General features: G+C 68.7%; 17 protein-coding genes and 1 pseudogene. 12 read left to right on the forward strand and 6 right to left on the reverse strand.

Annotation, left to right across the window (positions count from 1 at the left end; genetic code table 11):
• Positions 1–83: 83 nt before the first annotated feature.
• Together OG948_RS59485 and OG948_RS59490 are read right to left on the reverse strand one after the other, a co-directional pair.
• Entirely contained in the window at positions 84–731 is a 648-nt protein-coding gene (locus tag OG948_RS59485) for a hypothetical protein (protein ID WP_331773373.1), read from the reverse strand.
• Between the two features lie 1,502 nt (positions 732–2,233).
• Positions 2,234–3,193, reverse strand: coding sequence for a Mu transposase C-terminal domain-containing protein (locus OG948_RS59490; RefSeq protein ID WP_331773375.1), 960 nt, complete (start codon positions 3,191–3,193; stop codon positions 2,234–2,236).
• 579 nt (positions 3,194–3,772) lie between these two features.
• On the opposite strand from OG948_RS59490, the gene OG948_RS59495 reads away from it, so the two are divergent.
• The 5 genes and pseudogenes from OG948_RS59495 to OG948_RS59515 all read left to right on the forward strand — a co-directional run.
• Entirely contained in the window at positions 3,773–4,165 is a 393-nt protein-coding gene (locus OG948_RS59495; protein WP_331773376.1) for a hypothetical protein, read from the forward strand.
• Positions 4,166–4,229: 64 nt separating this feature from the next.
• A complete protein-coding gene (locus OG948_RS59500) occupies positions 4,230–5,402 on the forward strand; it encodes an IS30 family transposase (RefSeq protein ID WP_331773377.1) in 1,173 nt (390 codons plus the stop codon).
• Between the two features lie 225 nt (positions 5,403–5,627).
• A complete protein-coding gene (locus OG948_RS59505) occupies positions 5,628–6,011 on the forward strand; it encodes a hypothetical protein (RefSeq protein WP_331773378.1) in 384 nt (127 codons plus the stop codon).
• Between the two features lie 316 nt (positions 6,012–6,327).
• Complete coding sequence (locus OG948_RS59510) at positions 6,328–7,467, forward strand: Fic family protein (RefSeq protein ID WP_331773379.1); 1,140 nt, start codon at positions 6,328–6,330, stop codon at positions 7,465–7,467.
• A 975-nt stretch (positions 7,468–8,442) separates the two neighbouring features.
• Positions 8,443–8,870: pseudogene (locus tag OG948_RS59515) on the forward strand (transposase); the annotation flags it as partial.
• 400 nt (positions 8,871–9,270) lie between these two features.
• Here OG948_RS59515 and OG948_RS59520 read toward each other — a convergent pair.
• The 3 genes from OG948_RS59520 to OG948_RS59530 all read right to left on the reverse strand — a co-directional run bounded on the left by OG948_RS59520 (position 9,271) and on the right by OG948_RS59530 (position 12,852).
• Positions 9,271–10,131 carry a hypothetical protein gene (locus OG948_RS59520; RefSeq protein WP_331768912.1) on the reverse strand — a complete coding sequence of 287 codons (861 nt, stop codon included), beginning with the start codon at positions 10,129–10,131 and terminating at the stop codon, positions 9,271–9,273.
• A 437-nt stretch (positions 10,132–10,568) separates the two neighbouring features.
• Positions 10,569–11,345 carry an ATP-binding protein gene (locus OG948_RS59525; protein ID WP_331768911.1) on the reverse strand — a complete coding sequence of 259 codons (777 nt, stop codon included), beginning with the start codon at positions 11,343–11,345 and terminating at the stop codon, positions 10,569–10,571.
• Complete coding sequence (locus OG948_RS59530) at positions 11,335–12,852, reverse strand: Mu transposase C-terminal domain-containing protein (RefSeq protein WP_406300152.1); 1,518 nt, start codon at positions 12,850–12,852, stop codon at positions 11,335–11,337. Before OG948_RS59530 ends, OG948_RS59525 begins: the two co-directional genes overlap by 11 nt.
• A 588-nt stretch (positions 12,853–13,440) precedes the next feature.
• Here OG948_RS59530 and OG948_RS59535 point away from each other — a divergent pair.
• The 4 genes from OG948_RS59535 to OG948_RS59550 all read left to right on the forward strand — a co-directional run bounded on the left by OG948_RS59535 (position 13,441) and on the right by OG948_RS59550 (position 17,605).
• Positions 13,441–13,638, forward strand: coding sequence for a hypothetical protein (locus OG948_RS59535; RefSeq protein ID WP_406292720.1), 198 nt, complete (start codon positions 13,441–13,443; stop codon positions 13,636–13,638).
• Positions 13,639–13,703: 65 nt separating this feature from the next.
• Positions 13,704–14,444: an ATP-binding protein gene (locus OG948_RS59540; RefSeq protein WP_331768908.1), complete on the forward strand. Its 741-nt coding sequence runs from the start codon at positions 13,704–13,706 to the stop codon at positions 14,442–14,444.
• Positions 14,441–15,727, forward strand: coding sequence for a hypothetical protein (locus OG948_RS59545; protein ID WP_331768907.1), 1,287 nt, complete (start codon positions 14,441–14,443; stop codon positions 15,725–15,727). Before OG948_RS59540 ends, OG948_RS59545 begins: the two co-directional genes overlap by 4 nt.
• A gap of 621 nt (positions 15,728–16,348) precedes the next feature.
• Complete coding sequence (locus OG948_RS59550) at positions 16,349–17,605, forward strand: IS110 family transposase (RefSeq protein ID WP_406292718.1); 1,257 nt, start codon at positions 16,349–16,351, stop codon at positions 17,603–17,605.
• On the opposite strand, the gene OG948_RS59555 is transcribed toward OG948_RS59550, so the two are convergent.
• Positions 17,598–18,083: a hypothetical protein gene (locus OG948_RS59555; protein ID WP_331768905.1), complete on the reverse strand. Its 486-nt coding sequence runs from the start codon at positions 18,081–18,083 to the stop codon at positions 17,598–17,600. The genes OG948_RS59550 and OG948_RS59555 overlap by 8 nt on opposite strands.
• A 1,409-nt stretch (positions 18,084–19,492) precedes the next feature.
• Between OG948_RS59555 and OG948_RS59560 the strand changes: the two genes are divergently transcribed.
• The 3 genes from OG948_RS59560 to OG948_RS59570 are packed head-to-tail and all read left to right on the forward strand — an operon-like array spanning position 19,493 to position 22,996.
• Positions 19,493–21,175 carry a Mu transposase C-terminal domain-containing protein gene (locus OG948_RS59560; protein ID WP_406300151.1) on the forward strand — a complete coding sequence of 561 codons (1,683 nt, stop codon included), beginning with the start codon at positions 19,493–19,495 and terminating at the stop codon, positions 21,173–21,175.
• Positions 21,138–21,923, forward strand: a complete 786-nt coding sequence (locus OG948_RS59565) for an ATP-binding protein (RefSeq protein ID WP_331768903.1) — start codon at positions 21,138–21,140, stop codon at positions 21,921–21,923. Before OG948_RS59560 ends, OG948_RS59565 begins: the two co-directional genes overlap by 38 nt.
• Positions 21,920–22,996, forward strand: coding sequence for a hypothetical protein (locus OG948_RS59570; RefSeq protein ID WP_331768902.1), 1,077 nt, complete (start codon positions 21,920–21,922; stop codon positions 22,994–22,996). Before OG948_RS59565 ends, OG948_RS59570 begins: the two co-directional genes overlap by 4 nt.
• Positions 22,997–24,313: the final 1,317 nt, after the last annotated feature.

Here is a 24,313-nt window from a genome sequence, read left to right on the forward strand (position 1 = left end):
TGCCGGTGCAGGGCCAGTGAAGGGAGAGGACCATAAGCAAGGTGGCGACCAGCTGAAGTACGGTACAAAACACCGCCGGGGGCTTACAGCTGCCATGAACTCTTGCCAGATTTCCGACGCTCATAGCCTATTCTTTCATTCTCGACCACTCTCTCCATCTCTGCGATGGCACGTGGATGTTCCTTGCCGAGGTATTCACACACCCGCCTTTGCCAATCGAGGGTTGGTGTACGCTTGCCCAGCATTGGGAAATAGAGGCGCCGAAGTCCCTCGGCTAGCTCGCTGGTCTTAGCCCACGGCACACCGCCTGGGAGCTGGTTCTTCAGCACGAGTTCGGCGTGGTGCGTAGCATTGGTTTGCCCCATCCAGGCCATGGCGTCTGCGTACTGGCGCGGACTCAGATTGTTTTTGATCCAGCAGTAGACTTCCATGAATGCCCGTGCCTTCTCCTCCTTCGTGGCCTTCGGGACGAGGTCATAGATGAGTTGCGGGTCAAGGGGTGAGTAGACGGTCCGAAGAGCTGGCGTCCCCTTTCTCCCGGATCCACGACATGGTACGTTTCCGCTGCTGAATCTGGACCACCGGTGATGATATCCGGCCTTTCCTTTTCCGGCTTCTTCGACACTCTTTTCACACTTGCGGCATATGACATACCCGTCCGGCTCCCGCCAGGATTTCTGTCGTTTGACAGGCGGGGTGACGAATGGTCTGTCCGGCTCCTCCTCCCGCATCCGGGCTTCTTCATCCAATTGAATCAATCGCCGGGCCTCGGGCGATATTGGTTGGGGAGCATGGAAATATGGTGGCAATGATTCTCTTACAGGTTCCTCATATAGAAAGTCATCGTCCCGACACGTCTCGCATATGGCGTTGAATGGGCCGGTATCTCCGCACTGGCGGCATCGATACAGCACCTCGACCCCTCCTCGGCGATAACGTCAAATGTGACTCTTCCAGAGTCTCACCGCCGACGGTTGCTGTCTGCTTCAGGCCTCGACGCTGAGCTGGCGCTCAGTGCGCAACGGATCTCTCGGAACCCGGCCAGGCGGCTGCTGGCCCGTCCTCCCACGGCCAATCCGATCGCCTGGACCGTTCGGGAGACGGCTTGGGTTCCACGCTGGTAGCGGTAGTCCAAGTGCCCGATCTGCTCGGCGAACGTGGGCCTGTCGATGGCGCTGTGTGGCGTTGCCGGCTGATGGGTGGGTGGTGGCGGATCTGGTGTGATTCCGGGGGTGGTGGTTGGTGTGTGCGTGGTGGTGTGAGCTGGGGTGTTGCAGGTTGGGTGAGAACGTTTCGTGGCCGTCCCGGCGAGGGCCGTGGGGGCCTGACCTGGGATTATCGCGGTTTCGTTGAGAACACCCGGGTGTGTTGCACGTAGCCCTGTGCATCTAAAGGCCCGGATCGTGTTTGTGCTGGTCACGGCGTTTCGGACTGGGTCGCAGGGGTGAGGCGCTGGCATACCGTCCGGGTGTGCGTGGCCGGGTGGTGCCGGGGTGGTGCCGGGTTTCGGCGAGGTGGTCCAGGCGGATCCGGTCGAGGCTGGTTTTGGTGATGCGTTCGGTGCCGTCGTCGATCGCGGTGATCGCGGCTTGGCGTATCAGGTGGGAGGGGGCTGCCGATCCGTCCGGCGGTGCGTTGGTGGAGGTGGGCGGCGAGGCGGGGGAGTGTCCCGGCGCGGTGTGCGTTCGGGTCGAGCGCGGTTTCCACGCCGGCGATCAACTCGGTGAACGGTTCGCGTTTCCCCAACCGCGCGGGGAACGCCCCGCACTCGATCAGTGAGGCCCGTCCGGCGAGTTGCGCCCCGCGTACACCCGCGAACAACGGTGTGGCGGCCACGTCGATGCCCGCGTACACGAACGTCGCGCCGATGCGTTCGGTGAGGTCTTTCAACAGATCCGCGGTCTCCGCGCCGGTGGTGGTGCGCGGGTTGAGGCGGCGGAGTCTCGTCGATGAGGACCAGGCGGACACCGGCCCGGTCGTACGTGTGGCAGACGGCTTCGGTGATCTGTGCCTGCGTCATCCGGGCCGTGACGGGGACGCCGAGATAGCGGGCGAACTGAGTGATAGGCCAGCCGTTCCTCCCGGCCACGTGGCGGCGCGCCGGGCTCGGGTGGCACCGGGGGCGGTGCGGCCACGAAGTTCTGCCAATCCTGCCAGGTGGTGACCGGCCGGGATTGTTCCGTCGCGTCACCACCGTCGCCCCACGGGTCTTCGGCCGAGTGCACGCCGAGGCTCACCATTTCAGGGCCTCCTCATGGGCGTCGTAGAGCCCGTAACCCGGGTACGGCGGGGCGGGGGAGCCGGGCTCGTCCTCGTCGGCGTCCGGCCCCGGGAGCGGTGACTCGTCGAGGCCGTCGTCGAGTTCGTCGAGGCTCTCCTCGCCTTTCCCCGGGACGCTGTCGCAGAGGCCCTGCTCCCGCCCTTCTCGCACGGAACGGGCTGGCGGGGGAATCCGGGTGGGTGTGCCGCGGGCGAGGAGGCGTTCTTCGGTGCGGGTGGCCCCTCCGGCGCGGGCACGACGCATGAGTTGATCGAGGGCTTCCGCGAGGTTCGCTTCGTGGATGTCGGCGTCGGTGTGGGGGCCGGCGGTGGCACGCGGGTATTGCCAGGTGCGGTCGTCGAACGGGTGGTGGGCGTGCTCGCGGTGGATCCAGGGGATCTCCGTCAACTCGCCGTCGGGCAGGCGGATCCACACCTGGCGGCCGTCGTGGGGATTGTGGTGTACCTCCCACTTCCCGCCTCGGGCGACGATCCCGGAGGACTGCCCCCGGTACGGGCCCAAGACCTCGTGGTCGTAGCTGCGGTGGTCGATGCGGATCCCGCATTCGCCGACCGCCTGCCACCGCACCGGCAACAGTTCGACGTAGTCCTTGCCGCTCAGCGGTACCGACACGTATCCGCACGCCGCGACCAGGGCGGCCCACATCCGGTTCGGTGTCAACGCGACCTTCGGCATCACCGGATGTCGCAGCCCTTCGTGGGGGCGGTGGTGCCAGTGCACGAGCCATTCGTCGAGCAGGTCCTGCAACTGGGCGACGCTGAAGCACGCCTCACGCTCGACATCCCTGCCGCGCCGGCCGGCGTCGGAGCCGGTGTATCCGGGAAGGTGTTGGCAGAAAAGGGAGTTGATCGATCCGAAGGTGCGCTCGACGATGCCTTTCGCCGTCGGCGCGAACGGCGGAGCCGGCTGCACGCTCCCGCCGCCTTCGGAGCACATCCCGGAACGTGGTTGCCACGCGTTCGGGCGGCCCGCCCCACGCCACCGGGATCGCGGGTGGCGCGATGGTTGACGACTCCTTACGCCCTGCTCGCGGTAGGTCGCTCGCATGCGCTGCATCGTCATCGTCGTCGTCGTCGATTACACCTGCCCCCAAGCCGGCATCGTCAACTTTTCGACTTTGGAGGCCCGTTCCGCGGGCCGGGGTCCGCCGGCCCGGGTCGTTCTCCGGCCTTGTTGCCGCCGCCCGCTGGCGTGACCGCCCCTCGCGCGTGTGCCGTTGTCTTCTCCTGTGTCGCGGCGGATCCGGTCTCGAACAGCCCCTCCACGAACCGGCTTTCGTCTAATCCCCGCTTCGCACATTTGCGCACGGGAAGCCGGGATGGGCCGTCCTGCTCTCCGTGGCGTTCCGCGTCGACGTGATTCCCGCCCGTCCGCCCGGCCGGTCGGTGCGGATGCGTCGAAGTCGTCGGCGGCATCGCCTTCTTTCGTCGGTGACCGACCGGCGGGAAACTGCTTGATGCGGACAAGAGAGCCGAGGCTACGATGCCGGTCATGCCCGACCCCTCGGTTCCTTACACCGATCTGCCGAGTACCGATCTGACCGTCGACGTCGTCTACGAAGGAGGACCGACCACCGGCTTCGACCACGATCCCATCCACCGGATCGTCGGGACGTCGAATCGGGGCGGATTCCGGCGACGGGTCCACTGCGGCGCCACCGTGCTCGCCGTGCTGTACGCCAACCGGAGCCGACCGGAGTGGCCCGACACGATCGACGCCTTCCGCGGAACGGCGCTCTACCACGGGGACAACAACCGACCGGGGCGCGACCTGCACGACACGACACCCAAGGGCAACGCCTTCCTCCGCGACGTATTCCGCGAAGCCGCAGGCGGCCGACAGGGCCGTGAACGCGTGCCCCTGTCAACGCTCTCTGAAAACTGACCCCCTGCGGGTCCTTGGGTTCTAACGTTCGTCGCAACATTCCTTGATCATTAGGGGTGTGTCGATGGCGAGGCGGGGACGTAAGCGCAGGTTGGAGATCGAGGCTGAATACTGGCGCCTGCTGGCGGCCGGAGTGGGCACGGTCGACGCGTGCAAGCAGCTCGGGATCGGGCGGAAGACGGGCTATCGATGGAGGGCGGAGAGCGGCGGCCTGCCACCGGTCGTCCTCCCGGAGGCTTCCCGCTCGGGCCGCTATCTGTCACTGCTGGAACGCAAGAGGATCGCCACTCTGCGCGAACGTGGCCTGGGCGTCCGGGACATAGCCGAGCGACTCGGCCGGGCACCGTCGACGATCAGCCGTGAACTGCGCCGCAACAGCCTCCCACACGACCGCGGCGTCTACGACGCCGACCTGGCCCATCACCGCAGTCTCGAACGCGGCGGGCGACCGCGCCGCGTCAAGCTCGCCGCGGACCCCGAGCTGAAGGCCGAGGTCCAGGCCAGGCTCGACCTGGAGTGGAGCCCCGAACAGATCGCCGCCCACCTACGCGCTCTCTGGCCCGACCGTCCCGAACGACATCTGTGCCACGAGAGCATCTACCGGGCCCTCTACCAGGGCGCCCGAGGCGGCCTGAGCAGGACGCTCACCAGAAAACTCCGAACCGGACGGCCCCTTCGCAAGAAGCGCCGCCGCTCCGACCAACGGGCGGCGAGGTTCGCGGCCCCGGCCGTCCTCATCGACCGCCGACCACAGGTCGTCGAGCTGCGGTCACGTCTGGGCGATTGGGAGGGCGACCTGATCGTCGGTCCCCGCAGCCAATCAGCGGTGGCCACCCTCGTCGACCGCCGCACCCGCTACCTCCTCCTGGTGGCACTGCCCGACGGACACTCCGCCGACCATCTCCGCGACGCCCTCGTCGCCGCACTCGGCGCACTCCCGAATCACGCTCGCCGGACCCTCACCTGGGACCAGGGCTCGGAAATGGCCCGCCACCACGAACTCGCGCCCTACTTCACCGATGGTGTCTTCCTCGCCCACCCCGGCAGCCCCTGGCAACGCGGCACGAACGAGAACACGAACGGGCTGATCCGCCAGTACCTGCCCAAGCGCACGAACCTGTCCCTGCACACTCCCGACGACCTCCGCGTGATCGAGGACAGACTCAACAACCGACCCCGCAAGACCCTCGGTTGGCAGACCCCCGCCCTCGCATTCGCCGCGGCCCTGACACCATGACGCTGCAACGTTGCGACGCTCACGCGAATCCGCCGCCCCGCCGCCCCGCCGGCATGGCGCCGATGGGTCGAGACGAACACCTACGTCCCCCGATCCGTTGCGAAGGCGCGCACCTCCGACGAGCAGCACCCGGATTCGGCGGGGCACGACCTCGTCGAGGAGATCGTCGCGTTCTGCGCCGACGATTCCTCGGCCTTCGAACGCTGCGCCGCCGCGCTTTGGCGCATGACCGCACCCGCGACGCACGACCTCGTGCCACCCGCTGGGGAACCCACCACGAACGGCGACTGGACAGGACGGTATCTCCTCGGCCCCGTCGACGACCCCATGGCCCTCGAGTTCGGCTTCGCAGCCCGGTGTCACCGCGCCGACGACCCGGTTCGAGCGAGCGACGTGCTACGTCTGCTCGTGACCGTGCGCGACCGGCGAGCGTTCGGCGTCTTCGTCACCACATCGTTCTTCGAGCCCTCGATCTATCGCCAAGTTCGCGAAAGCGGGTATCCGCTGAGCCTGATCTGCGGGAAGGACATCAGCCTTCTCCTCCGCGCCCACGGCTACACCACCCGCGAGAAGGTGCGTACCTGGCTGATCCGAACGCTGGGCACCTGACGGCCGCGACGAACGCAGAACCCGCCCCGACACCCACCGCTGCGCCGCGCGGCCCGGCCACACCCACCTCACCGCCCGATCCGTGCCCACCGGTCGCTGCGTTCCCGGACGTCGCAGTCCCACGACCGCCCGGCCTCGCGACACCCAGCCCGGCCACCACCCGCCGCCGCGCCTTCGACCGCACCGTCTCGCACCGCCGCCGTGTGACACCCCACGCCCACCCGCCGCTGCGCCGTACACACGGTGGCGCGCATGCCGGGTCGGTGTGGCCGTAAGCCACAAGCACGAAATGATAGGAGCCGGGTATCATTGCCTCATGCTGTATGCGATTCCCCATCTCGAGCCGGTCGACCTGCAGGTCCTGGAACAGGTCGACACGATGCGTGACCGGCTGCGCCACGCGGTCCAGCAGGCCCCCAGGAAATGGACCCTCGACCTGCGCAAGGCCCTGACGGCCAGCGCCATCGCGGCGTCGAACACGATCGAGGGCTACCGGGTCGATGCCAAGGACGTCGCGGACCTGATGGACGGGGAACGCGAAGTCGAGGCCAGTGACGAGAACAAGGCGGAGACGCTGGCGTACCAGCAGGCCATGACGTACATCCAGTCGCTGCACGACGTCGCCGACTTCCGCTACGGCAAGGAACTGCTGAACGCGCTCCACTGGATGCTGCAGGGACATCATCATCCGCTGAAGACGGCGGGGCAGTGGCGAAAGACCTCCATCCGGATCACGGCCCCCGGCGACGAACTGGAGACCGATTACCAGGGTCCGGATCAGGAACTGGTCCCCGGCCTGATGGGCGAACTCGTCGACTGGCTGAACGAGGGCGACCTCGACGACCACGTGCTCATCCGGGCCGCGATGGCGCACCTGAACCTGGTGAAGATCCATCCGTGGTCGGACGGCAACGGGCGGATGTCCCGCTCGCTGCAGACCCTGCTGATCGCCCGCGGCGGAGTCCTGGCCCCCGAGTTCTCCTCGATCGAGGAGTGGCTGGGGATGCCGGGCAACACCTGGGACTACTACAAGGTGCTCCGCGAGGTCGGCGGCCCCGTCTGGTCGCCCGAGCGCGACACCCTGCCGTGGATCAAGTTCAACCTCCTCGCCTACCACCAGCAGGCCCAGCGAGTGCGGCACCGTGTCGACCGCTCCAACGAATGCTGGGTGCAACTCATGGAGGCCGCCGAAGCCGACGGCATCACCGAACGGCAGGTCACAGCCCTCCACGAAGTCGCCATGGTCGGCAGAGTGCGGCGCTCCCGCTACGAACGGGCCGAAGCGATCAACACCCAACAGGCGACACGCGACCTTCAAGCGCTGACGAAGGCAGGGGTGCTGACCGCCGTGGGACAGACCAAGGGCCGCCACTACGTCGCCGGCCCCCGCTTCCCGCAGAACGTACTGGAGATCGCCAAGCGACCCCACCGCATCGTCAACCCATACATCGAATGACACGCAGGGGAGTTGCGCAGCCAGGGATGGCACCGGCCGGCCGACACCGGCTGCCGGAGCCGATGGGTCGGACGGTCCCATGTCGTCGGCGGGTCGGACGGGCCGTCGGAGTACCGCCCGGGCCGCGTCCGCGGTGCTGCCGGTCTGCGCTCCACGCAGCTGCACCAACTGTTCCTGCACACCATCCACGAGCTCGCCGATCAGCATGCGTTCCTCTGCCGGCACCGTCGTGCGCCACAGCGTCCCCGAGCCGCCCGCCTTCCGTTCCCTGCCCAGCGACCGCAACAGCGCGGCCGTGGTCGCCGGTCGATCCTCTTGCCGCACCCGCCACGGGTCGTCTACCCACCCGAACCCCACACCCCCACCCGCGCCCCCACGCCGTCGGCGGATGACGGCGCCCATCCACGCGATCAAAGGGCCGCCGTAGTCGACCGCGACAACCGGCCCCAACCACGACCGCCCGACGCGCTCCCCGAGCTCGCGGCAGAACGCCCCGTCCGCGGACAACGTCCGAGGCCGCCCGGCAACGCTGTTGCGCCACAACCGCTCCGCCAGGACCGGATCCAGCAGCGCGTCCGCGACCGCGACCACCTCCGGGAAGACGACCGCGTCCCGTCCGACCACCCGCCACCACAAGTAGTCATCCCCGGCGTCCCCGCCCGCGACCGCGCGCAGTCGCCGCGGCCAGATCTCCTCCCGCTCCCAGGTCAGCGCCGACTCCCACCATCGGCACACCATCGCCCACGCCACTTCGAACGCCTCCCCGGGATCCACCCCGACCCGCGCCGCCCGCCGCGCCACATCGGCTGCTCCGTCCCGGCTGTTTTGAAAGATCTTGTCGATTGATCATGTGTTGACCATTGGATTTGCAGGATCTGGGACTTTGGATCTTGGCTGTGTGGCCTGGGTTTTGCTGTCTTGTGAACCGCTCCGGGTTTGATCGAGACTCTCGTTCTTGAGAGAATCGGACGAATCATGCCGAAGCACTATCCAAGGGACCTCAAGGAGCGGGCCGTGCGCCTGGTGCTGGAGTCCCGTGACCAGTACAAGTCCGAGCACGCGGCGATCCGATCGATCGCCGCCAAGCTCGATGTGGGGCCCGAGTCGCTGCGCCATTGGGTACGCCAGGCGGAGGTCGACGCCGGTCACCGACCCGGGACCACGACGGAGGAATCCGCGCAACTCAAGGCGTTGAAAAAGGAGAACGCCGAACTCAAGCGCGCGAACGAAATCCTCAAAGCCGCGGCGTCTTTCTTCGCGGCCGAGCTCGACCGGCCACACACGCGCTCGTAGCCTTCATCGACGAGCACCGGGACCGCTTCGGCGGAGTCGAGCCGATCTGCACCGTGCTCACCGCACACGCGTGCAGCATCCACCCGTCCACCTACTACGCGTACAAGAAGCTGATGATCTGCGGTGGTGTGTCGGTGGAGATTCGGCGGGGTTTTGTCAGTGGGGTGGAGTCGGCGTTCCGGCTTGTGGTGTGGGGTGCGGGGCTGGGCGGTCCGTTGACGGTGGGTGCCGATCTTCTGCTGACGCTTTTGACGAATCATCGGGTCGGTTGAACGCAGATCGGTATGACGGGTGGTGTTGGTCCAGGTCACAGGCCGGTTCGTGTCAGTGGACCGGGGGCCTGCACCGCCGTGGCTGTCGCTTACATGCGTCAGGGCACCGGATCGGTCACTGCGAGGACCTCGGGTTCGCCGATCACCAGGGCGACAAGGGCGAGGCGACACGAGTGGGCGACGGCGCCCCAAGACGACGGACCGCGCCCTGGTGTGTGTTCCCTGGCCGGTGGTTGTCCTAATCCGTTGTCGTGTTTTCCGGCGTGGCGGAAAGGTTGTCCCACGAGCGCGGGTCGGTCCTCAACGTCTCGGTCAGTTCGTTGGCGTCCCTCAGCCGTGACAACACGCTTTCGAAACGGGTGCGTTCCTGCTCCCAATCCCGTTCGAGATGGGGCATGGCATCGCCAGACAGTGCGCGTGCGAGAGCGAAGAGTTCTTGCCTCCATTCCGGTGGGATCACGCGTTCGTCGACCACGGCGTTCCTGAGGGCGAAACACGCGAAGACGGTCGTCCAGGTGATGGCGGAGACGACCTTCCGGCTCGTGTCGGCGTCGAAGATGATCGTGGTTTGGACGTTGATCACGTCGTCCTCCACGTGGAGAAGCCCCAGACACGACACCGCCTTGGGATGGGCCCAAGCGCTCGCCTCGCGGTAGAAGTTGGCGTAGGGCCTCACCCCGTCTTCCGACTCGTGCTGTGCCTCGCCGAGCCATTCGCGGACCTTCTTGTCGGGAGTCCACTGTCCCTTCTCGATCCACTTCTGGGCCGTGCCTTCTTCTTTGGCGAGCATGCGGCCGAGCCCCGTCGACTCGTAGACCGAGCGGAGAAGGTTGAACGCCTCGGCGTTGAACCCCTGTGCGGCGAGCTCGTACGCGGCCCGAAGTTGCGTGTACCCACGTCCGAAGAGAGCGGCGGCAGCGATAGCGTTCGGGAAGGCGCCCTCGACAGGAGTTCCGGTGAGGGCGTGCACGAAGCCCCCGTACAGCGTGAATGCCCGCCCGAGGTGGTCACTCTCGGGCCAGGTCGGCAGCGCGGTGCCGAACCGGTGGTGGTGCGCCCAGTTGTCGGGCAGATCGCTTGGTGAGTCCTCGTTGTTCATGCCTTGAGGATCGATCCTCGACCGGCTCTCTGCCAGGCGTACACGCCTCGCCTGTGATGGGCCCGAGCCTCAGTGGGGCCGACGGGTCGTGACTGCATGGGAGCCGAGGATCCTCCGCGCCCGGGTTCGGGTGTGGGGCCGGGCCGCCGACGTCTTCCGTTCAGGAAGCGTGCGTCCCGTCCGTCGGTCCGGCTTCGCGTCCCCGCTGCCGCGTGGGGTGTCGCCCAGTGCGCGTACAACACGTCCTGCGCCGGCGCGGCCACACCACCCGCCGCCGGTGTCGGATGGACGGTGACCCGGCCCGCCGCCCCGTCGTGCGCCCCCGAGCACGGTCGCCGTCCAGGCGGGATCGTCACGGCGATCGACGATGACGTGGAGCGGATCCGGTGCCGACACCGAGAACGCCGTCGGCCCCGCCGACGGCGCGGCGAGGTGCGTCACATGCCGCCGATCTTGCTGTACACCCAGCGCACCAAGTCCCCGTCGACCCGGACGAGTTCCATCTTCCGCATCCCGGCCAGGACGTGGGTGGTGATGTTGGCCCAGTTGCGGAAGCTGCCGTGGGCGGCCTGTTTGTCGATCGCGTCGATCAACGCGATGTCCACGTCCGCCCAGACGGGGTGGAAGGCGGGGATCGTAGCCCTTACCTCTTCCTTGGACATGCGGGTGAACTCCTGCCATATGAAGATCCTCGACGCGAGCATCGGCTCCCGGCGCAAAACCTTGTAGCAGCCGTCGCCCCCGGCGAAGATCACCGCGATGTCGGTGCGCTTGTCGTCCCACAGGTGACGCCAGAACTCGAACCCGGTCTTCTTCATCCACTGCGCCTCGTCACAGACCAGGACCCGAAACTCCTCGGCGAGGGCGTCCTTGAGGAGGGTGTCGAACTCGATGGGACGCGCGGGAGGCTCACCCGGCAGCCCCAACGCCCGGAAGAGCCCGTGACGGATGTCCCTGGGCGTGGGGCCGGCACGCAGTTCCAGACGATGGGTGATGTCGGGGGCCAGGTGACGCAGGGCGGAGTTCACCGACATCGTCTTGCCGGACCCGGCCGGCCCGTAGACGCACATCATCGCCTTCGCCTCGATCACGGCCTCGATGTTGTCCCGGGTGGTCAGCAGTGTTTCGGTACCCACCAACCGCGCCTGCTCAAGGCCCAGGAAGTGGTCCTCGCTCTCGTCGGGCAGGAGTCCGTAGTCCGGGTCAGTGATCATCCGTGTCCTTGTCCGGGGGAGGAGCGGCCGCGACCGGGCGGACCCAGCCGGCGGGCGCGGGGCCGTGCGGGACGAAGTCCGGGCGCGCCAGCGCACGTCGGTCCACCCGCGCCGCCGTGCCCAACTCGTCCTCGGCCTGCGAAGAGGTGGGCGAGGCGAGGAGACGGGGCGGGGCCGCGACGGTGGAGGCCTCGAAGCGTCGGCGGCGCAGTTTCTCCGCGGCCTTGAGATCGGCCTTGAGCCGGCGGGCGGCCGCGGTGCGTGCGGCCTGGACCGAGCGGATCTGCTCACGACTCGCGGCGGCGGCCAAAAACGCCGGCCCGAGGTAGCGGCCGGTGACGACGTCGAAGACTTCGATGGTGTCGTCATGGTGAGGCAGGTGCCGTACCGAGACCTTGGTGCCGGTACGGCCGTTCATCCAGGGGGCGAGGTAGTCGCGGCGCCGGCGGCGCACGCCGTTGGTGGTGATCGTGTAGGTGCGCCCGTCGTCTTCCAGGGCGAAGGTCGCCATCTGCCCGGCGGGCACATCCGCCAGCGGTGTCGGATCGGCCTGCCACGCCTGGACGGGGGTTTTGCCGTTCAGGGCGGCCGGCCGGTGTTCGGTGTTCCACCAGGTCACCCAGTCCAACAGCAGGCCCACGAACGCCTCGTAGGTCAGCGGTGGGGCGTCCGGGTCGGCGAGCCGGCCGCCCGTGAGCCTCTGGCGGCCGGTGTAGCGGGGGAGCGAGACGAGGAACATCTCCTCCACCGCGTCATTCAACGCCTCGATGGTGCCTTTCAGATGCGGGCTGTAGGCGGGGAGGTCGGTGACGGGGACGGCGAACGCGCCCATCGCCGCGGTGACCGTCGCGCACAGGAACTCCTTGCCGCGGTCCACCCGGATCCGACCGGGCAGTCCCCCCATCGGCCCGAAGGGTCCTCCGCGGGTGATCGCGATCCGCAAGGACGCCAGTACCGCGTCCCGGCTCGGCGCGTGCGCGGTGACCGCGACCCCGGTGACGACCTTGGTGGCGCAGTCGATGAACCAGGTCACCCACGGGGTGGCCAACTCTCCCTCCACGTCGACCTCGACGGGAACGTGCTTGTGGTCGCCTTCCCACGCCGCGTTGCGGTGCGTCGGCGGCCGTTGCCCGAACACGTCGTGGGCGCGCCGGGCGGCCTCCCCGCTCTTGAGGCCGGCCCGCTCGCCGCGGGTCAGGTCCCGGCGGACCGCCCGATGCAGCGTGGACAGCGACGGCACAGCCGGCGCGTCCGGATCCTCGGCCGCCTGCCGTACCAGCTCGGCGTGGACCCGTGAGGCGTTGCCGCCCCACAGCGCCAGCAACTGCCGGATCTCCGTGGTGACGGTGAAGCGCGACGCCTCCACCCGCGCGAGACGCCGGTCCCGGCGCGCGACCGCCAGCCACCGCCACACCGTGCGCTCCGACTTCCCCAACGCCTGTGCGACCAAGCGCACATGCACGGCCGTCAGTTCCCCGCGGCCATCGAGGTCCAGGAGCCTGGGCATCGCCGCGGCCCGCCCCAGGCGTGACGGAAAGACGGCCTGCACCCCACCTCGGTAGTCCTCACCGCCCCCATCCGTCATGCATCCCCCTTCTCGCCGAGCCGTCAGGCAGCCCGAACGGCCGCTCCGACATCAGGTGTCCCAGAGATTCGTCACCCGGTTGACCGGTATCGGCATACCGCTGACAGCACAGCCCCTGTCGAGTACGTCAGGTGGCCGCGTGGCCGTTGACAGTCAGGGAACCCGTGTCTCCTACGCCGGTGGCGCGGGTTGATGTTCCGGGGTCCGGGTCCGCTTGGCAGGCACAGCCGGTGAGTGCGAGGGGAATCGATATGGGTTCATCCATTCGGGTGAGTAGTGTGAATTCGTGGCGGTGAGGGCCGGGGCCGTTCCTACTGTCGTGGTCCATGCAGGACGCGGACACGACCCCGAGGCCGTCGTCCGGGTCGAGGTCGTGCGCAGCACGCGGTTGAAGGGTGAGGCGGAGTGCCTGAACCGGACTGCGGTGAACCGGTTCTTCGCGGATCCACCCCGCCGGCCTCCAGGATCTACACCCGCACCGAGGTCCTCGCCATGTCGGAGGAGGAGACCATGAGCGTCGTCCCCGCCACCCACCCGGCCCGGGAGACCGCAGACGCCGGACTCCTGCAGCACATCGACCGGGTGCACGCCGACGGCTCCATACGCGAGTGGGCCAAGGTCACCCACCACGTCCTCAAAGGCCTCAAGCACTTCAGGACCGGCGACGTCGACCAGCAGGTGATCGAGTGGGCACTGAAACAGTGCTGACAACCTCCGACCCCCGGCGGCCGTCCCACTTGTTCGCTCCGGTACCCCACCCCCTCGAGGCGGGGATGCACTTCCTGGACCTGCCGGGTGCTCGGGCCCTGCGCACCCCCGGCCTGCTCGACACGACACACGCCCTCACGGCCTGCCTCGCCCAACGGGCGATGCTGTGCCTGTATGGAGCCTCCGGCGTGGGCAAGACGTTCGCCGTCCGCCTCGCACTCGCCGGCCACCCGCCCGACCGGCACTGCCGGCTCGACCTGCGCGCCCACCCCGAGCCGACCGACCTGCGCGCGGCCCTCCACCACGCCCTCCACCTCCCCGGCGATCCCCCCTCAGACCCGGGAGTCTGCGACGCGAGCATCCTCGACACCCTGACCCGACCGCCGCGAATCGTGGTCGTCGACGACGCACACCAACTCTCGCCCGCCGCGTTCGAGTACCTGCGCTACCTGTACGACACCCTCCCCGGCGGCCTGTGCATCGTGCTGATCGCAGGCGAGGACAGCGGGCAACTGCTGCGCAGACAACGGATGCTGGCCTCCCGCACCGCCGCCTGGGTGGAGATCACCCCGCTGCTCCCGGACCACGTGCCGCAGGCCATCTCCCGCCTCCACCCGATCTGGCGGCACACCGACCACACGGTGCTGCGCCACATGGACGCCCGCTTCGCCCACGGCCGGCTGCGCCGCTGGGCAGCGCTGACCCATCACACCCGCCGCGCCCAGACTTTCGCCCACACCGGCGCCGTCACACCGGAGTTACTCGAGCGGATCGCGGACCGTATCGACCCTCCGCCTCGCCGATGAAACCCCTGACCCTCTTCTCCCGGCCGGCACCGCCGGTCACGCTGATCACCGACGACGGCGACGACGCGGCACTGGCCCGCGCGGCTCGGCAATGCTCCGATCCCCGGCACGGGCGAATCACCGTCGACCCGACCCCCGCCACCGTCACCTCGACGTTCCTGGCCCGCGACATCCTCTCCGCACTGGGCCGCACCGCCTACGTCCCGACCCACGGCCGGGCCATCACCGCCGCACCCGCGTGGAGAGCGGTCGCCTGCTGGTTCACCGTCGACGACATCCGGCAACTGATACTCCTGCGCGCCCACTTGCTGACTCCGGACCGAACCGAGCGCCTGGCCGCCCTACGCGCGACGACCGGCATCCACCTGGTCCTGATCGCCAACCCGCCCGGCCGCCCGGACACGGCCCGCCTCGATCTCCACCTTGCCGAAGCCGGTCTCGCCGGAGAACTGCAGCGCCTCGACGGCGTCCACGCCGCGCTGGGCCTGTTCGTCCCGCCCACCACGCCCAACCGCTTCCGCCCACCGTTCGCGGCGCCGCAGACCCAGGACACCGGTCTCCCGGCCGAGAGGCCGCGCACGTCGAACCCGGCGGATACTCCGAGTTCGCGCGCCCAGCACCGCGCGGGGCAAAACGCCGCCAAGACCTGGCTGGCCCGGCACCGCATCACCCCCTCGACGCCCCCCGACCAAGCCGACCTCGAACTGTTCCTGTCCCGCCTGACCACCCTCAGCCCCAACCCCGGCCACACCACGGCCCGCGTCCAGGGCGCCCAGGCCGGCTTCGCCGCACACGGGCTGCGCCTGACCGTGCCCACCGACCTCGAAGCCGCCGGGGGACCGGGCATCTGCACAGTCCCTTTCACCGCCCACGTCGCGCACCGCGTCAGCCGCGCCGTTCCGCATCCCGTACAACTCTCCGCGCTCGCCACGCTGCTGTTCACCGGAGCCCACCCGGACCAGGTGGCGGCAACCACGGTGGACGGCATCGACGAAAACGGTACCCGCCTGGCACTACCGGAACAGTGGAGCCGTGACCACGACCCAGACAGTCCGCCGCCCTTGGTCTGGTACACCGTTCCGCCCCGCGCGCGGCCCATCCTCGAGGCGGCGCGGATGTTCCGCGTACTCGAGGAAGCCCCCGGCCACTACGGGCTGTTCAGCACATCCTTCGGCCATCGACTTCAAGCCCTGCGGCAGGACGCAGATCATCCGATCCCCACATTCGACCACCCACATACCGGGCACGACTGGCACCACCAAGCGCGACTGACACGGAACTGAGCACCCGCGCCCAACGGACCAAAACATCAACGCAAGCCAAGGCAACAGCCCCTAACCGCCGACCGATTCGACCCGGCCGCCACCGAGCCCGAGAGCCCGACGCGAGCCCTTCCACGACCGGCCGCGGCGACACCCTCACGGACGCGTCGCCCCAGCGCGGTCGGCGGTTCAGGCGACCGCGCCGCTACGCCCATCGCATGCCCAGAGCGGAGAGTGCGTCGAGCCTGTCTTGCGGGTAGGACCCCGCCGCTGCCGCGCGTTCGCCAACGCCACCCCCAACTTCACCTCGTGGTCCACACCGCCTGCCCGGACGATCTCGAGATGCCTGCGGGGTACGGTCAGGTGCACCTCGCGCGCCCGGAACGCACCCGCGGCGGCGAGAGTGAGCGTCCACCGGTTGACAACGACACCCGCCGGGGCCGCCCTCTCCTCGCACTCCCCATTACCTTTTTGGTGGCCCCGCAACGGGGCTCCCGGCCTTCGGGACCGGCATGACTGTCTCCCCCTGTTGAACGCATGGCCAGGGGGGTGGTGTCACCGATCCCGAAGGCATCGACAGACCGCTGATTAGGGGCATGACCACCGGCTTGTCCGCAGGTCGGGAGGCTCTTCGTAATGTGGATGTGGCGATCGGTGCCGTGGGACGGCCGGGCAGGAAACGATTGGAGGAAGCACGTGATCGACATCGGCGACATCGACGTCTTCCTCGGCCTGGACGTCGGCAAGGGCGAACACCACGCCACCGCGCTGACCCCGGCCGGGAAGAAGGTCCTCGACAAGCGAATGCCCAACAGCGAGCCCAAGCTGCGCGAGGTGTTCGCCAAACTCGCCACGAAACACGGAACCGTGCTCGTGGTCGTCGACCAGCCCGCCTCCATCGGCGCCCTACCGCTCGCGGTGGCCCGGGACATGGGCTGCGAAGTCGCCTACCTGCCCGGATTGACCATGCGGCGGATCGCCGATCTCTACCCCGGCGAGGCCAAAACCGACGCCCGCGACGCCTTCGTCATCGCCGACGCCGCCCGCTCGATGCCCCACACCCTGCGGGCAATCGAGGCCGCAGACGAGGCGATCGCCGAGCTGGAGATGATCGTCGGCTTCGACGACGACCTCGCCGGCGAGGCCACGCGAGTCTCCAACCGGATGCGCGGCCTGCTCACCCAGATCCACCCCCACCTGGAACGCGTCCTGGGCCCACGCATCCAACACCCCGGTATCCTCACGCTGTTGCAGCGATTCGGGTCCCCTGCCCTGATCCGCAAGGCCGGACGCAGACGCCTCGTGAACCTCATACGACCCAAGGCCCCACGCATGGCCGAACGCCTGGTCGACGACATCTTCGCCGCGCTCGACGAACAGACCGCGGTCGTCCCCGGCACCGATGCGACCGCGCTCATCGTCCCCAGCCTCGCCGGCTCGCTCACCGCCGTCCTGGACCAGCGCAAAGTCCTCGCCGCCAGGATCGAGGAGCTCCTGGAGGCCCACCCTCTTTCGAAGGTCCCGACCTCGATGCCCGGCATCGGCGTCAGGACCGGAGCCCGGATCCTCATCGACGTCGGCGACGGCAGCCGCTTCCCCTCCGCCGCCCACCTCGCCGCCTACGCGGGCCTGGCCCCGGCGACCAGGAGCTCGGGATCGTCGATCCGCGGCGAACAGCCCTCCCGGAGAGGCAACAAGCAGCTCAAACGCGCGTTCTTCCTCTCCGCGTTCGCTGCCCTGAACGACCCCGCCTCCCGGGCCTACTACGACAAGAAGACAGCCCAGGGGAAGCACCACACGCAAGCCCTCCTCTGCCTCGCCCGCCGAAGAGCCGACGTCCTCTTCGCCATGCTCAGAGACGGCACCTTCTACGAACCCCGGCCGGCGGAGGTCACCTGAGCGGCGGCTCGGTCAGGAGGACGACCCGGTCGGCCCCGACCTCGAATCCGAGCACCGGATGGCCGTGGTCGCCCTCCGGGTCCATGAGCACGGGCTTGCCCAAACCCCGCCCGATCTCCCGCAGAAATCCGCAGAACGCATCGAGTCGCTCCTGGCCCTGCAACTCCCCCAGGTCGACGTCGAAGTCGATTTCGTCGTGGTCGTGGAAACGGAAGATCGCCAACACACCACCCGTCGGCCAGACCCGCAGGTTCGGACACTCGGCGTCACGCGGGCGGGACAGCACGGCCCTCGCCCGGGGCACCGGCAGCACCATCTCGCCCTCGGAGTACCGGCACTTCCAGCCTCTCGCCTCGACAAGATCAAGGACCGTCTGCCAGTCCTCCACCGAGGCGTCAGGGACACGCATGTCCGGCAGGGATCCCATCAGGTCGGGATCGAAGAAACACTTCACGTCATCCCACAGCAGATCGGGCACACCACCATGTTGCCCGGCTCCCCACCCCGAATGCAGCCCGATTTCCCTTGACGAAACCCATAGGGGCACCCCCCGCACCCGTCGAACGCCGAGCCCGGTCAACGCCCTCCGCTGCGCCGGGGTCAGTTCCGCCCAGCTCGTCTTCTGTCGCTGAAGCCATCGTCCGACGGGTTCGCCGCCGATGGTGTGACCCGGCGTCAACTCGGCCGGGCGCCCACCGCCTTCCACGTGCAGCCGGACCAGGGCGAGTATCCGCTGCCAGTCCACCGACCATCGCCGTGCCGGGTCGGTGCGGCCCATGGGGTTCCAGTCGGGGTCGACGGCGGCGAGCCGTTCCCATCGCTGCGCCCGGCGGGCGGGGTTGGTGCGGGTTTCCAGGGGTCGGCGGCAGTTGGCGAGTACGTCGTCTCACTTGGGTTGTGCGGGTGTGGTGCGCTGACCTGCGGTGCGGCACGGATTGAGAATGTGGTTTGTGTTTTGTGACCTGGGATTTCGGTGTGTGGATGGGGCGCGCTCGTTCGCGAGGGGTCGGTTGACCTGCGGTGTCGCAGAGTTTGAGAGGGATGTGCAACGCGATTGAGAATTCCCTTTGGGAAGCGGTGTGTTCGCTGGCCGGGATGGTGGTGGGCGGTGTGTCGGAGGGTCCGGGTTGGGGAGCCGGCGGTACGGAGTTGTCGTTGGTGGATGTGGTCGGTGGTTCCTGTGATCCGGTGGCGTTCGTCGTCGGTTTGCGGGTTCCGGGGTGTGTGCCCGTGGTGGCTCCGGGTGAGCGTGCGGGTGAGGGCACGTTGTGGTTGACGGCCGGCTGCGGGGTTCCGTCGGTGGCCGCGGCGGGTTTTGCCGGGGGCCGGTGTCCGAATGTCCTTCAGGCGGGGCCGCGTTCGCTCTGGAGCGAGGTGGAGGAGGTTTCGCTGGTGGGTCGGCCTGAGGTGTTCGACTTCGGTCTGACCGTGACGGTGAGGTCCGCCAGCTCCCGTGGTTCGGCGGTCCCGATCACGAGTGTGAAGTTGCGGTTGGGTGTCGTGGTGGCCGCGTGAGTATGTCGTCGATCGTGTGACAGATCTGCCTGGTCACAGCCATGTAGGGCCCTGGTCGCGTCTTTCCGGTGCGGTTTTGTGGCGTCATGGAAACGACGTCCCGCAGGTCGGCGTCCTGCAACTTCCCCTTGGGCCGCCCGCTGTCCGGCTTTTACCAGAACGTCCCGCCCGCGTCATCGGAATGCCGTTTTCGGCGTCACGGTGACGCGGTTTCCGTGTTCCTGGAGGAAGCGGTGTTCCGACGGCCGGGTCGTCCGGCTCCCGGGGCCGGGCAGGAAAAAGGGGAAGGGGGGAGTGGTGGTGACCGACGCACCCGAGGACGACCTGTGGGCAACCGGTGTGGTGCCGGCGGCTGCGGCCCGGGAGCAAGTGATCGCCCGCCTCACGGGGTTGGAAGCCCGGGGCGCGTTGACGCCCGAGCACCTCCGACTGGCTGCAGCCGCAGCGGGGAAGTCACCACGCACCCTGCAGCGCTGGCTGCAAACGGCCCGTGAGGAAGGCCGTACCACCCCTCGCCCACGGCCACGGTTCACGATCACCGCCGACCTGCACGCCCGGCTGGCGCTGTGGGGCGGGAACGCGGCAGCCGTGCACCGCGAGTTGATCGCCGAGGCCCACGCGGCCGCCACACACCGCACCACAGGAACAGGGGACACGAGCACGGCCCCGCCGGACGTTCCGTCACTGGCCACACTGCAACGCGCGATACGCCGAGACGTCAACACCGGCCAACGCGCCGCGTTCAAAGGCGGAGAACGCGCCCGCCGCCTCCACGACGTCCACCTGGCCCGCCCACGCCAATGGCGCAACGCCTGCTGGGAAGCCGACCACAAACACCTACCCGTCCAGGTCGAGTTGGAAGGGGAACTGGTCACACCGTGGGTCACCTGGTTCATCGACTGCGCCACCGGAGCCGTCCCCGGCGCGGCCGTCACCCCCCACACCCCCTCCCGCGACGCGATCCTGGCCGCGCTGCGCATCGCCATGTCACGAGACGAACCCGACGGCCCCTACGGCCCGATCGGTGGTCTACCCGAACTCGTCCGCGTGGACCGCGGCAAGGACTTCCTCTCCCGCACCGTCACCACCGCGCTCGGCGCGTTCGCCGTACCCGTGCACGACCTGCCGCCATACCGCCCGGACCTCAAAGGCACGGTGGAAAACCTCAACGCCTGCGTGGCGAGTACGTTCTGCATCGCCCTGCCCGGCCACCTCCACACCCCCACCACCTCACTCCGCGCACGACCCCCAAAAACCGCCCCCACCCACGTACTGCCCTTCGTCGAATTCACCTCCCGACTCCTGGACTGGATCGCGTGGTGGAACACCGAACACCACAGCCAGGCCCACGCCGGCACCCCGCTGCAGGCGTGGAACGCCGACCCGACCCCGATCGAGGACGTCCCCCCCGACCTGCTCTGGGCCTTCACCCTCGAAGACGACGGCCGAACCAGGACACTGACCACCAAAGGAATCCGCTGGCGCGGCCGCGACTACGTCGGCCCATGGATGCACGGCAAGGACGGCATCCGCGTACGCCTGCGCTACATCCCACACCACGACCACGAGATCGAGGTGTTCGACGCCACCACCCACGCCCACCTGGGCCGCGCCCACCTCGCCGACCAGGCCACAGCCACACAACGCGCCGCACTGCGCCGAGCCAAGGACGCCGAACGCCGCACCCTGGCACACGCCCTGGCCGAGGCCGACCGACAACGCCGACGGCGTTACGCGGCGGTCACCACCGCGACCGCCCCCCGACAACTGGGCGCACTCACCGCCGCGCAGGCCGAGGCCGAGCTGACTCGCTCCCGACAGGCGGACCTGGCCTCGCGCGCGCTGCCGGACCTGATCCCGCCCCGCGAACCACCGACGACCTGGGCACGCCCCCGCACCAGGCAACCGGCGGCCTCCGACACGAACACCGCACCGACAACCGGCGACGACACCGGCGAACGGAACTGCGACACCGCACCGCGCCGACCGCCGAGTCCGTCCGAGGAAGGCGACCGACATGAGCACCGCGACACGCAAGGGCCGCCTGCCCGGTGAACGCGAGGACCACTACATGCGCCTCAAGGGCGCCCAGATCGTGGGCACCAGAACCCTGCTCGCCGTCAGGGAGGACATCCGCGCCGCGATCGACGCGCGCGCGATGATCTGCGTCCACGGCACCGCCGGCCACGGCAAATCCCTCGCGGTGAACGCCTCGCTGCGCGAACTCGCCCCGACCACCACCCACCGCGTGGTCTTCCGCGCCCGCCCCAGCACCCGCGACCTGCGCCACGAACTCTTCCACGCCCTCGGCCTGCCCGGCCGCCCACCCTCCCACGCGATCGAGTTCGACCGCATGCTCCGCGGCGCCCTGGAGGAACGCCGGGTGTTGGTCTGCGACGAGGCCCAATGGCTGTCGAAACTCTGTTTCGAATACCTGCGCTACCTCTGGGACGACACCGACACCGACCTGACCATCGTCTTCACCGGAGGCAACGGCTGCTTCGAGATGCTCCAGAGCGAACCCATGCTCGAATCCCGCGTATACGCCTGGCAGGAGATCGGCCCGATGCCCCTGGACGAAGTCCTCGCCGTCATCCCCGCCTTCCACCCGATCTGGGCCGAGGCCGACCCGGACCTGATCGCCACCTGCGACCGCGAAGCCGCCCACGGCAACTTCCGCGCCTGGGCGAAGATCACCCACCACCTCACCACCGGCCTGGACGCCACCGACCGCACCCGCGTCGACGAGGAACTCCTGCGCTGGGCCTACAGCAAACTCACCCGCCGAGCACCCGCCCGATGACGAACACCCCGTTCCTCCCACCGGTGACGGTGGTCCTCGACCCCTTCGACGACGTGACCCACACCCGCGCCGCGCTCCACGCCCACCACCCCGCCCAAGGGCGACTGACCGTCCACCCCACGCCCGCCGCCACCTCACCACTCACGCTCGCCTACGACGTCCTCGCCGCCCTGGGCAAGCCCGTCCCCTTCGCCCACCCCAGCGGTCCCCGCAACCAGCAGATCCGGAACCGGATCGCATGGGCCACCGCCGCGGCATGGATTCTCACCACCGACATCACCCACCTGACACTGCTGCGCGCACACCTACTGCCCCCATCGTGCTGGCAACACCTGCTGACCCTGCGCGCGCACACCGGGATCCGCCTCCAGGCGGTGTGCCACCGCCCCACGGTCCCCACCGCCCTGACCCGCGCGCTCGCCACCGTCCCGCACCACCTCGCCGACGCCGCCGCACTGCTCCCACCCACCGACCCCAAGCCCGACATCGCGGCCTCCGCAGTGCCGCGGCGGCCCACGAACCGGTGGATCACCCTGCCCGCCCTGGCCCGCCTGGGCGAGCGCAGCCGGCACGAACCACCGCGCCCCGGATGCGGCTGCACCCCGCGCAGTCGCCGTTTCCCCGCCCGCACCTTCGCCCGACTGCGTCCACCCGTCGTGCCGCGCCTGCGGCAGGCCACCGCGGCGGAGATCCTCCGCAGGCTCGACGCCGCCACCGCCCACCCCCGCCCCGCAGCAGCGGTGGTGGCCACGGTGCTCACGGCCGCCTCCACCGCCCAGCTCGTGTGGACCCGCGCCACCGACCTCTCCCCGGATGCCGACGCCCTGCTCCTGCACGATCCGTCCGGTTACCACTACGGCTGCGTGGAGTATCCCGTGCCGCCCTGGGCTCGCCGTTCGTTGATCGCCGCCCGTCACCTGACGTGGATCACCTCCGGCGTGAGCGCCTTCCTGTTCGTCGACCCGAGCGATCCCCACGGGATCGCCCCCGAACTCCCCGCGCTCGCCGATCGATGCCGGCTCCGCGCGCGTGCCCCCCAACCTCCACCATCCCGGCGGCGCGGGACCCGATGACCACACCGACCCGGCCCGCCCCCACCGCACAGGCTTCGTGTAAGGAATCAACATTTCGGTAAGTGGTAAGGAATTGTTCGAAAGTTCCTCATGCGAAGCCCCGCCGACGCCTCTCCCACTCGCCCGACGACCCGACGAATCCCCGGAGCGTGAGGGGCTGCCGATCACCCGCCCCCGATGGGTGCCTGCTCGGTGACGGGGCGGTTGGCCTGTGGTGCCGCAGGGTTTGAGAAGGCCGCGCAACACGATTGAGGATTGCCTGTCGGACACGGCGTGGGGGTGGGATCACACGATGCCGAGCATGCCGAGTTGCGGACGCGGCCTCGTCGAGTCGTCCGTGGGCACAACCCGTACCTCGGTCCGGTTCCTGCGTCCCGGTTCCGGGAGTTGCTCGTGTCCGGTCTGCTGCGTGGGGGTCGCCGGCCGCTGCGCCGGGTGGAGGGTTGTCGACCTGCAGGTTCCGGGGTTTTCGGGCTGATTTTCCCGCCGGGTTTTCCTTACGACTTTCGGGCGTGGTTTCCGGGGGTATGGGGCGTCGGCGGGTGGGTTGTGGCGGGCTCGGGTGTGAGGGCCGCAGGAGGGTGTCCAGGCCGCTTGTCGGGGGTTCCTGGTGTGGGTGTCGGGGTGGGCTTGCGATGGCTGTGGAGGGCCGGTTCGATGCGCTGGGGTCGGTGCCGGTTCGGCCCGTCGGGTGCGGCGGTGGGGCCGCGGAGCGGGCTCGTGGGGTCCTGTGTGGTTGTCCGGTGGATTCTCATCGGACTGTCCATGGGGTGCGTGGGTGCGAAATCGGGATCCGTCTTTGTCCGTGGGGGAGTTGGTGATCTCGTCGCGGTCGGGTGAGTGGGACGACGCCCTGGGATCGGCCGGCCGCACGGTGAGAATGCCCTGCCCGGCGTGACGGGACGCACCAGGCCGGGGTTGGGGTCCGGTGGGGCCTGTGGATTTCCCCGAATCGTACCCGGCAAGAAGTTCTGATGCATGGTCTTGTTGCGTGATGCGACACCCACCTATATTGGAAGTCTTCGACTGGTCATGAAGTCGCCTGTTTCCAATGATGGTTGGCGCATGACGATCTCAAGTCCTCTGGCATCGTGCGATGTTGGTTTGCCCCACCGGTCGTTGTCTCGAATCGCCGGTCCCGCAGTGGAGACGGAACCACACACCAACCCGCCGTGCTGCCAGCACAGTTCCGGAGCCCATCGATCGGGGGGACCGGTGCGTTCGGTTCGGCGGGCAATCGCGTAGCGATTGCGTGTTGGTTGGAAGTGACGGAGTCACTTCCAACCAACACCTCTTGCGACCCGTAGGGTCGCGCGT

The sequence above is a fragment of the Embleya sp. NBC_00888 genome (assembly GCF_045207655.1).
Classification (GTDB): Bacteria; Actinomycetota; Actinomycetes; order Streptomycetales; family Streptomycetaceae; genus Embleya.

Coding starts and splice junctions, on each gene's coding strand:
- OG948_RS59485 (WP_331773373.1), bottom strand. CDS start 731: ATGCGGGAGGAGGAGCCGGACAGACCATTCGTCACCCCGCCTGTCAAA.
- OG948_RS59495 (WP_331773376.1), top strand. CDS start 3,773: ATGCCCGACCCCTCGGTTCCTTACACCGATCTGCCGAGTACCGATCTG.
- OG948_RS59500 (WP_331773377.1), top strand. CDS start 4,230: ATGGCGAGGCGGGGACGTAAGCGCAGGTTGGAGATCGAGGCTGAATAC.
- OG948_RS59505 (WP_331773378.1), top strand. CDS start 5,628: ATGACCGCACCCGCGACGCACGACCTCGTGCCACCCGCTGGGGAACCC.
- OG948_RS59510 (WP_331773379.1), top strand. CDS start 6,328: ATGCTGTATGCGATTCCCCATCTCGAGCCGGTCGACCTGCAGGTCCTG.
- OG948_RS59520 (WP_331768912.1), bottom strand. CDS start 10,131: ATGAACAACGAGGACTCACCAAGCGATCTGCCCGACAACTGGGCGCAC.
- OG948_RS59525 (WP_331768911.1), bottom strand. CDS start 11,345: ATGATCACTGACCCGGACTACGGACTCCTGCCCGACGAGAGCGAGGAC.
- OG948_RS59530 (WP_406300152.1), bottom strand. CDS start 12,852: ATGCCCAGGCTCCTGGACCTCGATGGCCGCGGGGAACTGACGGCCGTG.
- OG948_RS59535 (WP_406292720.1), top strand. CDS start 13,441: ATGAGCGTCGTCCCCGCCACCCACCCGGCCCGGGAGACCGCAGACGCC.
- OG948_RS59540 (WP_331768908.1), top strand. CDS start 13,704: ATGCACTTCCTGGACCTGCCGGGTGCTCGGGCCCTGCGCACCCCCGGC.
- OG948_RS59545 (WP_331768907.1), top strand. CDS start 14,441: ATGAAACCCCTGACCCTCTTCTCCCGGCCGGCACCGCCGGTCACGCTG.
- OG948_RS59550 (WP_406292718.1), top strand. CDS start 16,349: ATGTGGCGATCGGTGCCGTGGGACGGCCGGGCAGGAAACGATTGGAGG.
- OG948_RS59565 (WP_331768903.1), top strand. CDS start 21,138: ATGAGCACCGCGACACGCAAGGGCCGCCTGCCCGGTGAACGCGAGGAC.
- OG948_RS59570 (WP_331768902.1), top strand. CDS start 21,920: ATGACGAACACCCCGTTCCTCCCACCGGTGACGGTGGTCCTCGACCCC.